Genomic DNA, 14,714 nt, shown 5'->3' with positions numbered 1-14,714 from the left:
ATTTAATAACGAGTTAAAAATTAAGAATCATAACTTTGTGATGCTTTAATAATACCAAAAAAATAATCAGATCATGATTACCTTAATAGATAATAGTTTTTCTCAGATCAATCAGTTTATTGCAGAGAAATCTTTCAGCAAAATTTTCATTCTGGTTGATGAGAATACCCATGAATATTGCCTTCCTCTCTTTCTGGGAAATCTGGAAACAGAAATCAGCTTTGAAATTCTTGAAATTGAAGCGGGTGAAGAAATGAAAAATATACAGACTGCCAATCAGCTCTGGGAAATTCTTACCGAAATGCAGGCAGACAGAAAAGCTTTACTCATCAATCTTGGCGGCGGTGTCATTACCGATCTTGGCGGCTTTGTTGCTTCTACCTATAAAAGAGGCATTCAGTTTATCAATATTCCTACTACTCTGCTTTCGATGTGTGATGCATCAATTGGCGGAAAAACTGGGATTGATTTGATGAATTACAAAAACATGGTGGGAACATTTGCTTTTCCTGAAAAAATTTATGTTTATCCTAAATTTCTGGAAACTCTACCTCATAAAGAATTAATAAGCGGTTTTGCCGAGATGCTGAAGCACGGTCTTATTGCAGACAAAAAGCATTGGGAAGATCTGATAAAAATTCAGCATCCGGATGCAGCAGCAGTAGAAGCATATATTGCGCAGTCTATGGAAATAAAGCAGGAAATTGTGAGTGCAGACTGTTTTGAGAAAAATATAAGAAAAACTCTAAACTTCGGACACACCATTGGTCATGCTATTGAGAGTCTTTGCCTTTCAGATGAAAAGCCTGTTTTGCATGGTGAAGCTGTCGCTTTGGGAATGATCTGTGAAACGCATCTTTCCTTTCTTGAAAGTTTAATAGATAAAGAAACAGCAGATTTAGTTATTGAAAATATCCGGCGTTATTTCTGCTTTATAGATATAAGTCGTTTTGATGATGCACAGATCTTCGCTTTGCTTCTGAATGATAAGAAAAATTCAGATTTAAAAATTAACTTTTCATTGCTTTCAGGTATCGGTTCTTGTGTATATGATTATAAATGCAATGATAATAATATTAAAAATTCCCTTCAATTTTACAGAGAAATAAGTGGTTTTTGATCTATTTCTTAGTTTTAATTAAATTGTAATCCCAAAATTATTATTTTAAGCATAATAATTGAGTTTGTATTATTTTTCTGATAATCAATATTTTAATGAATCACTTCTTTTTTTAAGAATGCCAAACTTTTGTTTTATTATGTTAAATGTTTTTTTGGCAAACAATTTGAAAGATACCACCCGTCCAACAAAAAAGTGGACAGGTAAAATTTAAAATTAGAATTAGTAAATATTAAAAATTTAAGTTATGAAAAAGTTAATTTTAGGAATCGCAGTGTTATCAACATCATTAGCATTTGCTCAGACGACGACTACAACCACTACAACAAGAACAATGTCAGACGTTAGATTCGGTATCAAAGGTGGAATGAATGTTTCTTCATTGTCAAAAGACGGTTCTTTGGAAGATCAGGGTTCTAAAATAGGTTTCAACGCAGGTGTTTTTGCTAATATTCCTGTAGCGGAATCTTTCAGCATTCAGCCAGAGCTTTTATACAGTCAGTATGGTGATAAATATGACCAAGTTGTCTTAGGAAACCGTTATTCAAGAGCTAGACATTTAGATTATATTGCTGTTCCGGTAATGTTCCAATATAATTTAGTACCTAACTTCTATTTGGAAGCAGGTCCGGAATTCGGATTCTTAGTAAGTGCAAAAAATAAATTCAAAAACGAAACTGACAATAACGTAATCACGGAGTCTGGAAATTACAAAGACAGTCTGAACGGATTTAACTTAGGAATTGGTTTAGGAGCTGGATATTATTTTACAGATAACATCGGAATTACTGCAAGATATGTTGCAGGGGTTACTGATATTGCTAAGGACAGACCGGCAAATTCTGATGCAATCAGAAATAATGTATTCCAAGTTGGTTTAGCCTACAAATTTTAATTAATAATAAATCTTATTTCAATAGAAAGGTCAGGTTTCGTAGTGAAGCCTGACCTTTTATTTTTTTGATGAGTTTATATAGAATTTTACTAAATTGCGCCGATTTAAAAAAATTAAATAATAAACTATGAAAAAAATTTTGTTGGGATTTGCGATTGTTACAGGCTCTCTGTCATTCGCTCAAGATAAAGCTGAATCTTCAGTTTCTGCAACACGATTCGGACTTAAAGCAGGACTGAATTTATCTTCAATCAATATTGATGGATTTAAAGGGAAAGCAGGAATTTATGGAGGTATTTTTGCAAATATTCCATTGGGAACTTCTGTAAGTGTACAACCCGAAGTGTTATATAATAATGCAGGTGCAAAGGTAGAAGATATGTCAGACGTAAAACTAAATCTTGATTATATCTCTGTTCCCGTTATGATTCAGTATAATATTATGCCGGAATTATATTTGGAAGCAGGACCGCAGTTCGGTGTTGCAATCAATAAAGAGGTGAAAACGGATGCTGGTTCGGCAGATGTTAAAGATCTTTTTAGAAATTTTGACTTTGGTGTTGGACTTGGTGCAGGATATTATTTCACAAATAATATAGGAATTACTGCAAGATATGTTGCCGGACTTATCGATATATCGCATAATAATCCGAATGAATTTATCAGAAGCCAGGTTTTTCAGGTTGGTCTTGCGTGTAAATTCTAAATTCAGCAATATCTATAATAAACAGGTCAGGTTTCGTAATGAAGCCTGACCTATTTTAATTATAAGAAATTTACATCATGCAGAATTTCTGCTTGCATTAATATTTCCAAATAAAGAACGTGTAACAAGTTTTTTGTACGCCTCAATATTTCCTTCTCCTTTCTGAATTTTCATTAATGCATATTGCTGAATACTCAAAAGCGGAAGCACGATTTTTTCACGAATTTTCACAGATTTTCTCGAAAGTGGATCTTCCTGTTGAAGGATTTTGAAACCTGTAAGCTCAAGCATAATCTCTTTCGACAGTTGAAACTCTTCAAACAAAATTTCCCAAAACTCACCAAATTTAGGATTATCTTTAATGTAATAAGTCAATGGGAAATAAGATTTATTCATACTCATCATTGAGTTTAAAACTAAGGTTTTAAAAAAATCTGATCCTTTATACAAATCTTTTATCTCATCAAACCTTCCCTGCTGTTTCAGTTGCTGCATTGCAAATCCAAAACCAAAAAAACCGGGAACATTTTGCTTCAGCTGTGACCAGGATCCTACAAAAGGAATAGCTCTCAAATCTTCAAATCTGAGTTCGTTTCCGCCACCGCGTTTTGAAGGACGGCTGCCGATATTCGTTTTGCCGTAATATTCGAGTGTACTCATTTCCTGAAGATAAGGTACAAACATAGGATGTGCTTTTAGGTCTGAATATTTCTGATAACTGATTTCTGCAAGTTCAGCAATCAGCTTTCTTTCCTTCCCGGTTAAATCTTTTTTGGAGTTTTTAAACACATCATTTTCTATTCCTGCGGTAAGCAATTGTTCAAAATTATATTTAGCCTGCTCTTTATTACCGAAAATACTTGTGATAGTCTGCCCTTGAATAGTCAGCTCTATTTTATTGTTGGCTATCGTTTTTCCCTGTGATGCATAGAAATCGTGCGTTTTACCTCCACCTCTCGCCGGCGGACCGCCTCTGCCATCAAAAAACACCACTTTTATTCCGTTTTCTTCCGAAATTTTTGTTAAAATTTCTTTCGCTTTGTAAATTTCCCAATTGGCTTTGAGGTAACCACCATCTTTTGTACCGTCTGAAAAACCGAGCATGATGGTCTGCTGATTTCCTCTTCTTTGCAAATGTCTTTTGTAGATAGGATTTGCATATAGATCAAGCATTACAAGCTCTGCATTCGCAAGACCTTCCATCGTTTCAAAAAGAGGAACAATATCCATATTGATTTCGTCATCCTGATATCCTGAAATTTTGAAAAAAGCATACACATTCATTACATCTTTCACCGCATCAGAATTAGAAATAATATATCGGTTCATCCCTCGTAAACCGTTAAAATCCTGAATTTCTCTGATTTGCTTAACATTAATCAAAGTGTCTTTTACAATATCTTCAAAATCATCCATCGCCACTTTTCCAGTATATTCGATGAGCTTATTATACTTTTCAGAATAATCTGCTTCAGAATCTCCACTGATTTTTGCGAAAATATCATCTATTACTTTCTGATGGATTCTGCTGTCTTGTCTAATGTCTAAGGTTGCAAAATGAGTCCCGAAAATTTTTATTCTATCTTTAAAATTAGTGAGAACTTCTAAAAACAGCGAGTTGTGTTCTTTTATTAAAATTTCTTCGGCTTCATTCAGATATTTCAGAATACTTTCACTGCTCAGTTTTTCGTTTCGGAAAATTGCCGTGTATAGTTCTGCGCTGAGTTTCCCTAAAACTTCTGAAACTCCTCTGAAACTAAGTCTCCTTCGGACATCTTTTAAATTAGCATAATAGGATTTTAAAATCGCTGAGCGCAATTCTTCAGATACTCTTTTGGTAATTTCTGCAGTAACAAAAGGATTACCGTCACGATCTCCTCCCGGCCAAAAACCAAGCTGAATAATATCTTCGTGTAAATGATAACGGTTGCTACCAAAAGTTTTTTTGATTTTATCAAATAATTCTCCGATAGAATCGTAATAAACGTATCGCAGGTAATGAATGATGCTTAACGCCTCATCAATAGGAGTTGGTTTTTCTTTATTAACAAAAGGAGTTTTACCAAGTTGCTGTAACAGCATATCTATATTGGTGATAGAATCTGAGCTGATAGCGTGTCTCAAATCATGAATAATGCGCTGCACGGAACTGGGATAAAATTGCGTTGGATGTGCTGTAAATACAACCTTTACTGTAAAATCCTTCAGTTTTTCTCTTACTTTTTCAATAGTATGGTCGTGATATGCTCTTTCATAGAGATTGGTCATTGTTCCGTTATCGCTTTCCGAATGAAGTCCGGGAAAAGCGGCATCTTCAATACTGTCAAATAAAACAACCTGCCTTTCAATGTACTGTATTATTTTAAACAAAAGCTCCAGTTTCTGATCTTCCGTCTGTAAATCAGTATGACTTTTAAAAAACTCTTCTACAATTTGTATCGGCGTTTTCCCTTTCTGATAACCTTCTTTACTTTCTTCACACAGAAAAGGAAGAAGCATTCCGATATTGGTCATTTTATCATATGGCAGACTCATAAATAATGAATTATAGATCTGGAATTTATTTTCCACAATCTGCCTAAATTTCTCTTCTCGTTGGTCGTGTATCATAGTAACAAATTTAGTGATTTTAGATTGTTAAAAAGAAGAATCGGTTCGGTTTAAAATGATTTTTATTGATATTTTAAAATCTTAAATAAAAATATTGATTATTTTTACTTTACATAAAGATAACTTATCTGAAGTATAGTTGCTTTCCCTTTTAAAGTTTATGTCATTCACGAAAATAATTCATCAAAATGAAAAATATTTTTCTTTTTTTTATAGCATTGTTTATTGCCACAGCTTGTGGTGAAGAATGTTACAATGCTCCTCTTCCGGTAGTATTTGAATTAGTTAATTCAGATAACGAAAATTTAATTGCCAACGGTAATCTTGGCGTATTTTATATTGAAGAAGAAAATAAAGGCAAAATAGAAGTCACCAAAACGTCAGACAACAGAATTGTACTTGAAAATGTAGGCGCATATAATGGAACAAAAAATTATACTTTTTATTCAGCGGTAAGAGTATTTGAGTTTTCTATACAATCTTCTGAATTTAAAGGCGGTTGTGATGGTTTTCAGATCAACAAATTATCTTTTACGGGAATTGGCATAGACGTTACTGACGAAAATGGATACTACAAAATTACTTTGAAGTAATTTTTTTTCAATAATAAGTGATAAATTTGTGTTTTTTTTCCTATTTTATTTATTTTAGCTGTAATAATTAATATCCAATCAAATAAACATGAAAAAGCTAATCTTTACATCTATTTTTACCCTGTTGAGTCTACAGTCATTTGCACAATATAAAAAAATATATGCTTACAATGATTATCAGACTAATTGGGCATTGGTGAAAACCAAATCCGGAACTTACGGATTTATTGATCAGAATAAAAAGCCAATTGTAGCTCCTATTTATTCTAAAATTGAAAAATTTGGAAATATTCATCCGGAATTTGCTTTGGTTAAATCAATATCAGATACTTATGGATTGATCAATAAGCAGGGAAAAGAAATCACCCCTGCAATTTATCAAAAAATTGAAAAATTTAATGACCTTAAAAAGGGTTTTGCATTAGTGGAGTCTATCACTAATCAGTTCGGACTTATTGATGAAAGCGGAAAAGAGGTAATTGCTGCAAATTACAGTATGGAAGAATTGAAGATTAAATTAAGTGATCTTTAAAACAATTTGTTTTTTACTTACAATGGTTTCGAAAAAAAGAACAAATATATCTGATAGTTTTAATCAAAATTAATCATTAAAATTTTAAGGTTTTTAAAAGACGATTTTATTATATGTATTCGTAAATTTGGTGTTAAAATAAAGAAGAACAATGCTAAATTTCGAATTTAAAAATCCAACAAAAATACTTTTCGGAAAAGGTGAAATTGCCAAAATTTCAAAAGAAATTCCGCAAGATGCCAGAGTTTTAATGATTTACGGAGGTGGAAGTATTAAAAACAACGGTGTTTATAATCAGGTGAAAGATGCTTTGAAAAACCATAATATTCATGAGTTTGGAGGAGTTCCGGCTAATCCGGAATATGAAGTTCTGGTTAGGGCTTTACAGTATATTAAAGAAAACAATATCAACTATTTGCTTGCTGTAGGAGGCGGCTCGGTTATAGACGGGGTTAAATTCCTATCTGCCGCTGCCGATTACGATGGTGAACCTTGGGAAATTCTTACAAAACCTGTACGTACAATGGAAGAAGAAAGAATGCCTTTCGGAACTGTACTTACGTTGCCTGCAACAGGATCCGAAATGAATTCCGGATACGTGATTTCAAGAAGAGAAACCAATGAAAAACTCTCTACAGGAGGTCCTGGTCTATTTCCTCAATTTTCTGTTTTGGATCCGGAAGTAATTCGTTCGATTCCGAAAAATCAGATTGCCAACGGAATTGCAGATGCTTACACACACGTTTTAGAACAGTATATGACAGCTCCTTCTTCTGCTGACTTACAGGAAAGAATTGCAGAAAGTATTTTAATCAGTTTGCAGAACGCATCGCCTAAAGTAATGGCTGATGATTTTGATTATGATGCTGCTGCCAATTTTATGTGGTGCTGTACAATGGCACTCAACGGATTGATTCAGAAAGGGGTTATCACAGACTGGGCCGTTCATGCAATGGGACACGAGCTCACAGCACATTATGGAATTGATCATGCAAGAACACTTACCGTAATTGCGCCTTCACATTATCGTTATAATTTCGAAACTAAAAAAGGTAAACTTGCACAGTATGCAGAGAGAGTCTGGGGAGTTTCTGAAGGAAGTGTTGAAGAAAAAGCAGAAAAAGCTATTGCTAAACTTGAAGAGTTTTTTCACAGTCTCCAGATCAAGACTAAACTTTCTGATTACACCAAAGATTTTGAAGGAACAGCAGAAAAAATTGAAAAAACATTTACAGACAGAAACTGGGTTGGTTTAGGCGAAAATAAAAATCTCACTCCAAAAGATGTTTCTAAAATTGTTGAAATGAGTTATTAACAAAAAAACAGAATGATTTGAGGTCAAAAATAAGTTGAATTTGATTGCCAGATTCATTTATTGACCTCAAATTTTAATTTAAAAATAATTTTTCTTCAATCATTCGCTCAAAAATCCTTGATTTCATTATATATATTTCAAATTTATTTATATTTTAGCATATTATAAAATTTGTGAAAATGAAAAAACACCTACTTTTATTTGCCTTTTCCGCATTGGCGTTGACTTCTTGTGAAGATGACTATCAAGCTTATGAACTTGATATGCTGAAAGGTGAATGGAAAACTGTAAAAACTGAAGTTGTCTCCGGGGCAGATAATAAAACTGTAATTTCAACAATTGTTCCTACGGGCTGTGAGACAAAAAACACGTTAGAGTTCAGAACAGATTATTATACATCTTATAATGCTTTTACAGGATCAGGTGCCAATTGCAGTAATGTAAAAACGGAAGGAACCTATACATACAGTAATGAAGAAAAAATTCTGGTCACCAAATTTGCAGATGATTCTGAAAGACCTTTTAAAGTGATTATTCTTAGCAGTTCGGAACTACAGCTCATGACCATGAGTGACAATATAGACCAGGACGGTGACATGAAGATAGATTACACTTATATAACTTACAAAAGATAACCACTGCTCCCGAAATAATCGGGAGTTTTTATTACATTAATTCTCTTAATAATAATTAAAATGAAGAAGATTTTTTCTGTTGTATTTTTATTAATTTTTATTTTTAATTTTTCTCAGGACAAAAAGCCTATTTTCTGGAATGAGATCCAAAATTTTAAAAAACTGGATCGGGAAAATACTCCACCAAATAATTCGATTTTGCTTGTAGGAAGTTCATCTTTTACTAAATGGCAGGATGTTTCAGATTATTTTCCGGGTAAAGTAATTATCAACCGTGGTTTTGGAGGTTCCAGACTGATCGACCTGAATTATTATTCTGAAGATCTTTTGCAGCCTTACCAGCCAAAGCAGATTATCATCTACTGCGGAGAAAATGATTTTGCAGACGATGCTCACTTGAAACCTGATGTTGTGGTGGAAAGGTTTAAAACTTTTTATACCAAAATCAGAGAAAAATTCCCGAATATTCAGGTAGATTACATTTCAATAAAATATTCTCCGAGCAGAGAACATCTCTGGAAACAAATGAAAAAAGCCAATAAGAAAATAGCCAGATTTATGAAGAAAGAAAAAAATGCTGATTTTATTGACATCACGAAGGTAATGAATGATTCTGAAGGGAAAGTACGTGAAGATTTGTTTGTAGAAGACAGATTACATATGACCTCTGAAGGTTATCGCCTTTGGACTTCTGTAATGAAACCGTATATGAAATAATTTATTGTAAAAACTATAACCACTATTTCGGCTTTACTTTTTTTGTAATCCTTGCTCAAACATCACAGATGAAAAAAAAGATTTACTGATGATTTATAAGAAAATGGAAGAGCAGAATAAACTTGATAAGTGTAAGAAATTCTTGAAAAATAAGGACATTCAATTTGAGTGAAAAATCATTTGGGAAATAATGAAATTTTTCATTTCTTTGTGAACTTTAAAAAAAATTGAATGAAAAAACTAATACTTGCGGCTCTTGCTGCCGGATTTGTCCTTACTGGCTGTAAAAAAGATGATGATGATGTTGCTTCTATTGTAGGAGCATGGAAGATTAATAAATACACTTACAAATATGCTAACGGAACAAGCGATACTGAAATTCCGGATGCATGTGAAGCTAAAACAACTATTACTTTCAAGGAAGGCGGAACTATGATTAGTGATGAATATTATACTAATGGTTCCGGAACGTGTACTTTAGATAATTCAAGCGGAAGTTATACTTATAATGAAAATGAGCAAAACCTTTATGTAAATCTAGGTGATGGGACGATAAATTTCAAAGTGATAACGATAAATAATTCTGAGCTTGTCTTAGCAGGAGAAAAAGATGATTATGACAGTGACGGAGAAGATGACGATTATACTATCTACTTAAAAAGATAAAAACAAGAACCACTTCTTTTCGGAAGTGGTTCTTATTTTATTTCTTTCTCTTTGACTTTGAAATAGCTTTTTGTTGCGCTCTGTTGGCTCCGAATTTTTTAGGAGCTTTTCTTTTCGATGGTCCACCCCAGTTTTCTTTCTTATTTTTATCTTTCTTCTCATGAAATGCTCCGCCTCCGTCATACAATTTAACCTGATTGGGATTTTTCATGACTACATTTTCTTCTTCTGATGCAATCTTTTTAGGGTTGATCTTTACTTCTTCAGGAAATGGAATATACTTCAGTTCCTTATCCATCAAAAGTTCGATATCTAATGCCAAAGATTCTTCTTTTTTAGTTACAAAAATGACCGCCTTACCATCTTTATCAGCTCTACCGGTTCTACCGATTCTGTGAATATACTGCTCAGGAACTTCCGGAGTCTCAAAGTTGATGACATGCGTAATATCTGAAATATCCAAACCTCTAGCCATCACGTCGGTCGTAATCAAACCTCTGATCTCCTCATTTTCAAAACTTTTCATTGCTTTTAAACGATAATTCTGAGATTTGTTGGAATGAATTACGTCAAACTGATCAGGAAACAGCTCATTAATTTTAGTAAAAACAAGGTCAGCATGTTTTTTATTATTGGCAAATACTAATACTTTAGACATTTCTTCATTAGACTTCAGTAAATGCTCAAGTAAATTGATTTTTGTATTGAAATTCTCAACCTTATATGCAGTTTGCTCAATCTTCTCAAGAGGAGTTCCTGATTTTGCAAGAGATATTTCTACAGGGCTTGCAAAATATTCATCCAACATATCATCCACCGCTTCCGTCATGGTTGCTGAGAAAAGAATATTCTGCCTTTTCTCTCTCATCATTTCAAAAATATGGGTAAGCTGTGGTCTGAAACCTAAGTTGAGCATTTCATCAAACTCATCAATAACCAATTTGGTAACTTCACGAAGAGAAATTGCATTATCAATTGCCAAATCCATTACTCTTCCAGGCGTTCCAACAAGAATATCACAACCATTGTCAAATAACAGTTTTTGTGTATTGATGTTTTTTCCACCATAGATACCAATCACTCTTGCTGTAATATTTTCGGTAAGTTTTTCAAGAATTTCAGTAACCTGTACCACCAATTCTCTGGTAGGAACCAAAACTAAAACCGTTGGATTTCCGGCCTTATTATACTTCCAGGTTTTAAGAACCGGCAAAAGATACGCTAAAGTTTTTCCGGTTCCCGTTTGCGCTATTCCCATGACATCTCTTCCTGAAAGAATGGGTTTCAGACTTTTTTCCTGAATAGGCGTAGGCTCAAAAAGATTAAGATCTGCCAATACATCAAGAATTTTTTCCGGTAATTCGAAATCTGCAAAAGTGATTTTTTCCATTTGGCAAAGATAGGTAATTTTATGATGGGTGTTGGAGGTTAAAAGATCGAAGTTTCTTGAGTACTTTAAAAATGAAATCTAAGGTTTTTAATGAAATGTTTTTTTTCTATTGCGTTAAATTTTTAGAATAGATCAATCTTACCAGTCATTATTTTCTCATAATTCTCAGCAATAAAATAATTGTTAAAATAATTGAAAAACAAAACCCTAACACTGCAACCAGCGACAGTTCTCCTATTCTCGGACCTTGTTCTGAAACAAAAACAATAGCGGTTGCAATAATATTGGCTCCTAAAACCATAGCTAAAATAAGATTGATGATGCTTGATCTAATGAGCTGATTCGTCTTTTCAATATTTTTTATTTCGCTGGAAATGGTAAACTGTTCGTCGTCCAGTTTTTGTAAAACAGATCTGAGTTCTTTGGGAATATCATCTACATTGTCGGTGAAATTCTGAATTTTTTCAAGGCTTTTTTTGAAAATTTTTTCAGGACTTATTCTTTTAGTGAAAATTTTTCTGGCATAAGGATTCAGGCTTTTGACTACGTCCAAATCAGGATTGATGGTTCTTCCTACCCCTTCAATAAGACCAATTCCTTTGAAAAGAAGATAAAAATAATCCGGCATGTACAATCGGTTTTCCTTCAGTACATCTTTCATTTTATTCATGATAACCTGCGGATTGATGTCTTTCAATGAAGTACTGTGAACAAAATTAAGTACTTCTTCCACATCATTCTCAAATTTTCTATCGTTGGGAATTTCATAGCTTACTGCCATTTTCTTTAGATAACGGACTATTTTCTTCGGATTTTTGGCCACAAAACTGACAATGAGATTTTCAAGGATTTCTTTATCATTAGGCTGAATTTTTCCAACTGCGCCAAAATCTATAAAAACAACCTTTCCGTCTTTTTTAACCAGAATATTCCCTGCATGAGGATCTGCATGAAAGAAACCATAATCTAAAATCTGTGAAACAAACAGCCGCAAACCTGTTTCTGAAACCGTAACAGGATCAATTCCATGTTTTTGAAGTGATGCGGTATCTGTGACTTTTATTCCGTCAATGAATTCCATGCACAAAACGTTGTTATTGCAGAACTCATCATAAATTTTCGGAACGTAGGTTTCTTTATTGTTTTTAAAATTAAGCGCAAACTGATGAATATTGTTGCGCTCATTTACGAGGGAAATCTCTTCCAGCAATGATTTTTCAAAAGTTGAAACTGCCTGTTTGAGATTTAACTTAGACCCAATTTCAGAATAAGCAGAAATCAGCTTTATCAGATCTTTAATTAACAGCAGATCATCTTCAATGACCGGAAGAATATCAGGTTTTTTAATTTTTAAAATCACTTCTTCACCAGTCAGCAAAAATCCTTTGTAGACTTGCGCAATAGAAGCGGTTGCAATGGGTTTAGGGTTAATTTCTTTAAAATATTCTTTTACGGAAATATTAAATTCATTTTCAAGAATTTCTTCAACATTCATTTCTATTACTTCTACCCTGTCCTGAAGCTTTTGCAGCTCCTGAATCATTTCTGGCGGAAGCAAGTCTTCCCGGTTGCTGAAAGACTGTCCAAGCTTGACGAAAGTAGGACCCAATTCTTCCAAAGCAAGACGAATCCGTTCATAGACCGTTCCTTTAGAAACGATTTCATCAGAATCATGAAACTTTTCTTCAGACTTTTTGTTTCCATTCATTCTGGAAATCAAATCTTTAAAACCGTATTTGCTTAAAACAGAAATCAGTTTTGCGGATCTTTTGAGTTTTCTCTGCTGCTTATCAAACATAATTTTGAAAATAGTCTTGCAATTTAAGTCAAAAATTGTTCCTTGTGGAGGATTTGGTTTAAAAAGTTATTGAGCAATCCGTCACTTTATCTGTATAATTTTTAATTGTAGCTATACATAAGCAAAAATTAAAAGCAGGCGTGCTTTTTAAAAATGCACGCCTGCTTTTTTGAAAAGCTCTCGACCTTTTGTATAAATCGTCGAGAGCTTTTGGTTAAATCCTTTAGAGGTTTTTGGAGAATGGTTTCGATCTTTTCAAAAATCCTTTTTTAATTATTGAAGATTAATACTTTGAAGGATATATTTTGTTTCAAATCCGTGAATGGTATTATCGGTTTCTCTAATTTCTAAGGGATAATATTTTTCTAAAATACTTTCCTCAAATACAACAGGATGATACAAGCAATGTATTTCATCTGTCACCCACATTTCTCTTTTGTAAATAACATTGCCTGCAAAATCCATAAAATCCTCATCATTGCTTTTTTCATCTTCTTTGTACTCGTAAACAACTTTGTAACATTGATAACCGTTGATTTTTTTTGTTTCTTCTTTGTTTTCGGCGATATTAAGAATCAGATGACTTGAGAAAGACTGCAGGTTATCTTCGAAATTGTATGAGTGAATTTGTGTTGAATCTTCAACGTAGATTAATTTCATTGCTTCTGCTGATGCGCTACTCCATTCCTCAATTTCTTTTTCTCTGCCTGCGTATTCTTCATCTTTCTGAAAAGATTTTTCAATATCTTGTTTAAATTTCTCTCCGTAAAGATATATTGATTCCTCAAAAATTTTTCGGTCGGTAATTTTGGAAATCTCTCTAAACACTATTTCCCCTTTTGTAGGCTTAATAGGTTTATAGGATTGAGAGTGTATACCCAATCCTATAAGGAATAAAAAAGTTAGTATGATTTTTCTTCTCATTTTTTTATGCTTTTCCGTAGATTTTTCTCTTTCACTATGAAGCCAATCATTTAAAGATAAATGGATTGGCTAAAACCAGATTCTTCTGTTTCCTTCTTGTTTTTTGTCACAAATTTGCAAACACAACAATCAAACCGAAACAAATGAATGAAATGATAATCATAATTATTATGAGTAAAGCATCAAAAATCATTATTACTTCACTTTTTCATAATAAAGAGGGTACTCGTACTCATATCTATCATTCGGTTGTCTTAATCGGAGATAAAAATAAATTTTTTTTCCTTTTTTAAAGCCACTTGTTCCTCCTATGTAGGCTGATCCATCAGGATACTTTTTGAAAATTAGTATATCCTTTGAAGTTGGGTATACTGTAAATTTATTTGTGAAATTTTTTGTTTTGATTGCTTTATCATGATAAAAATAATTAAATGTGAATGTTGAATCACTTCTTATTTTTAATTTTAGAGTATCCCCTTTTTTCGAGATTAAGATATTTGAAATCATCTCTTCCATATTTTAAAGTTTGATCAGGGACATAAATATATTTTCCAATAGCTTCTTGTAAAGGAATATGATAATCAGGAAGACTATCTGGATATTCTTCCTGTCTTTACAATTAATTAAAAATAGTATCAAAAATGTTATTAAAATGTTACAATTTCGTCCCATGTATAAGTATTTAATAAATTACTTACCAAGTGAACCCCTAATTATACTTTTTAATCTGATTAAAATAAAATCTATATTGATTATGATCAGGATCGCCTGTAAAAAAACAAAATATAAAACTACTGTCACTAATTTTCATCT

The 14,714-nt window shown here is 33.0% G+C and carries 14 protein-coding genes; 9 read left to right on the top strand and 5 right to left on the bottom strand.

All coding sequences use genetic code 11. The annotated features are described in order from the left end of the window. The first annotated feature begins 73 nt into the window (after window positions 1-73). The 3 genes from aroB to FOL89_RS15720 all read left to right on the top strand — a co-directional run bounded on the left by aroB (window position 74) and on the right by FOL89_RS15720 (window position 2,721). Complete coding sequence (gene aroB / locus FOL89_RS15730; RefSeq protein WP_144283723.1) at window positions 74-1,120, top strand: 3-dehydroquinate synthase; 1,047 nt, start codon at window positions 74-76, stop codon at window positions 1,118-1,120. A gap of 247 nt (window positions 1,121-1,367) precedes the next feature. After that, window positions 1,368-2,015, top strand: a complete 648-nt coding sequence (locus FOL89_RS15725; RefSeq protein WP_144283722.1) for a porin family protein — start codon at window positions 1,368-1,370, stop codon at window positions 2,013-2,015. A 127-nt stretch (window positions 2,016-2,142) separates the two neighbouring features. Beyond that, on the top strand, window positions 2,143-2,721 hold the full coding sequence (locus FOL89_RS15720) for a porin family protein (protein ID WP_144283721.1): 579 nt from the start codon (window positions 2,143-2,145) through the stop codon (window positions 2,719-2,721). 75 nt (window positions 2,722-2,796) lie between these two features. Here FOL89_RS15720 and FOL89_RS15715 read toward each other — a convergent pair whose 3' ends face one another. Then, window positions 2,797-5,331 (bottom strand): phosphoenolpyruvate carboxylase, encoded by a 2,535-nt coding sequence (locus tag FOL89_RS15715; RefSeq protein WP_144283720.1) that lies wholly within the window; start codon window positions 5,329-5,331, stop codon window positions 2,797-2,799. 188 nt (window positions 5,332-5,519) lie between these two features. Between FOL89_RS15715 and FOL89_RS15710 the strand changes: the two genes are divergently transcribed. From FOL89_RS15710 to FOL89_RS15685, 6 genes are all read left to right on the top strand, one after another. Next, window positions 5,520-5,924: a hypothetical protein gene (locus FOL89_RS15710; protein WP_144283719.1), complete on the top strand. Its 405-nt coding sequence runs from the start codon at window positions 5,520-5,522 to the stop codon at window positions 5,922-5,924. An 88-nt stretch (window positions 5,925-6,012) separates the two neighbouring features. Beyond that, window positions 6,013-6,456 (top strand): WG repeat-containing protein, encoded by a 444-nt coding sequence (locus FOL89_RS15705; RefSeq protein ID WP_144283718.1) that lies wholly within the window; start codon window positions 6,013-6,015, stop codon window positions 6,454-6,456. A 151-nt stretch (window positions 6,457-6,607) separates the two neighbouring features. Continuing rightward, window positions 6,608-7,771: an iron-containing alcohol dehydrogenase gene (locus FOL89_RS15700; protein ID WP_144283717.1), complete on the top strand. Its 1,164-nt coding sequence runs from the start codon at window positions 6,608-6,610 to the stop codon at window positions 7,769-7,771. Window positions 7,772-7,950: 179 nt separating this feature from the next. Then, complete coding sequence (locus tag FOL89_RS15695) at window positions 7,951-8,406, top strand: lipocalin-like domain-containing protein (protein ID WP_144283716.1); 456 nt, start codon at window positions 7,951-7,953, stop codon at window positions 8,404-8,406. 60 nt (window positions 8,407-8,466) lie between these two features. Continuing rightward, complete coding sequence (locus tag FOL89_RS15690; RefSeq protein WP_144283715.1) at window positions 8,467-9,123, top strand: GDSL-type esterase/lipase family protein; 657 nt, start codon at window positions 8,467-8,469, stop codon at window positions 9,121-9,123. 231 nt (window positions 9,124-9,354) lie between these two features. After that, window positions 9,355-9,789 carry a lipocalin-like domain-containing protein gene (locus FOL89_RS15685; protein WP_144283714.1) on the top strand — a complete coding sequence of 145 codons (435 nt, stop codon included), beginning with the start codon at window positions 9,355-9,357 and terminating at the stop codon, window positions 9,787-9,789. A 37-nt stretch (window positions 9,790-9,826) separates the two neighbouring features. Here the strand turns inward: FOL89_RS15685 and FOL89_RS15680 are convergent, their stop codons facing one another. The 4 genes from FOL89_RS15680 to FOL89_RS15665 form a co-directional block, all read right to left on the bottom strand. After that, the gene (locus FOL89_RS15680) at window positions 9,827-11,179 is read right to left on the bottom strand and encodes a DEAD/DEAH box helicase (RefSeq protein WP_144283713.1); all 1,353 of its coding nucleotides are present in this window, start codon (window positions 11,177-11,179) and stop codon (window positions 9,827-9,829) included. Between the two features lie 148 nt (window positions 11,180-11,327). Continuing rightward, window positions 11,328-12,977: an ABC1 kinase family protein gene (locus FOL89_RS15675; RefSeq protein WP_144283712.1), complete on the bottom strand. Its 1,650-nt coding sequence runs from the start codon at window positions 12,975-12,977 to the stop codon at window positions 11,328-11,330. Window positions 12,978-13,250: 273 nt separating this feature from the next. Beyond that, the gene (locus FOL89_RS15670; RefSeq protein WP_144283711.1) at window positions 13,251-13,901 is read right to left on the bottom strand and encodes a hypothetical protein; all 651 of its coding nucleotides are present in this window, start codon (window positions 13,899-13,901) and stop codon (window positions 13,251-13,253) included. Between the two features lie 195 nt (window positions 13,902-14,096). Further along, window positions 14,097-14,417 carry a hypothetical protein gene (locus FOL89_RS15665; RefSeq protein WP_144283710.1) on the bottom strand — a complete coding sequence of 107 codons (321 nt, stop codon included), beginning with the start codon at window positions 14,415-14,417 and terminating at the stop codon, window positions 14,097-14,099. Window positions 14,418-14,714: the final 297 nt, after the last annotated feature.

The sequence above is a fragment of the Chryseobacterium echinoideorum genome (assembly GCF_007474535.1).
GTDB classification, from domain to species: Bacteria; Bacteroidota; Bacteroidia; order Flavobacteriales; family Weeksellaceae; genus Chryseobacterium; species Chryseobacterium echinoideorum.
The sequence above is the reverse complement of the archived record's forward strand: the minus strand, read 5'-3'. Positions and strand labels throughout refer to the sequence as shown.

Excerpts from the sequence above, each read along its gene's own strand:
- aroB (WP_144283723.1), top strand. The coding sequence starts at position 74 with ATGATTACCTTAATAGATAATAGTTTTTCTCAGATCAATCAGTTTATT.
- FOL89_RS15725 (WP_144283722.1), top strand. The coding sequence starts at position 1,368 with ATGAAAAAGTTAATTTTAGGAATCGCAGTGTTATCAACATCATTAGCA.
- FOL89_RS15720 (WP_144283721.1), top strand. The coding sequence starts at position 2,143 with ATGAAAAAAATTTTGTTGGGATTTGCGATTGTTACAGGCTCTCTGTCA.
- FOL89_RS15715 (WP_144283720.1), bottom strand. The coding sequence starts at position 5,331 with ATGATACACGACCAACGAGAAGAGAAATTTAGGCAGATTGTGGAAAAT.
- FOL89_RS15710 (WP_144283719.1), top strand. The coding sequence starts at position 5,520 with ATGAAAAATATTTTTCTTTTTTTTATAGCATTGTTTATTGCCACAGCT.
- FOL89_RS15705 (WP_144283718.1), top strand. The coding sequence starts at position 6,013 with ATGAAAAAGCTAATCTTTACATCTATTTTTACCCTGTTGAGTCTACAG.
- FOL89_RS15700 (WP_144283717.1), top strand. The coding sequence starts at position 6,608 with ATGCTAAATTTCGAATTTAAAAATCCAACAAAAATACTTTTCGGAAAA.
- FOL89_RS15695 (WP_144283716.1), top strand. The coding sequence starts at position 7,951 with ATGAAAAAACACCTACTTTTATTTGCCTTTTCCGCATTGGCGTTGACT.
- FOL89_RS15690 (WP_144283715.1), top strand. The coding sequence starts at position 8,467 with ATGAAGAAGATTTTTTCTGTTGTATTTTTATTAATTTTTATTTTTAAT.
- FOL89_RS15685 (WP_144283714.1), top strand. The coding sequence starts at position 9,355 with ATGAAAAAACTAATACTTGCGGCTCTTGCTGCCGGATTTGTCCTTACT.
- FOL89_RS15680 (WP_144283713.1), bottom strand. The coding sequence starts at position 11,179 with ATGGAAAAAATCACTTTTGCAGATTTCGAATTACCGGAAAAAATTCTT.
- FOL89_RS15675 (WP_144283712.1), bottom strand. The coding sequence starts at position 12,977 with ATGTTTGATAAGCAGCAGAGAAAACTCAAAAGATCCGCAAAACTGATT.
- FOL89_RS15670 (WP_144283711.1), bottom strand. The coding sequence starts at position 13,901 with ATGAGAAGAAAAATCATACTAACTTTTTTATTCCTTATAGGATTGGGT.
- FOL89_RS15665 (WP_144283710.1), bottom strand. The coding sequence starts at position 14,417 with ATGGAAGAGATGATTTCAAATATCTTAATCTCGAAAAAAGGGGATACT.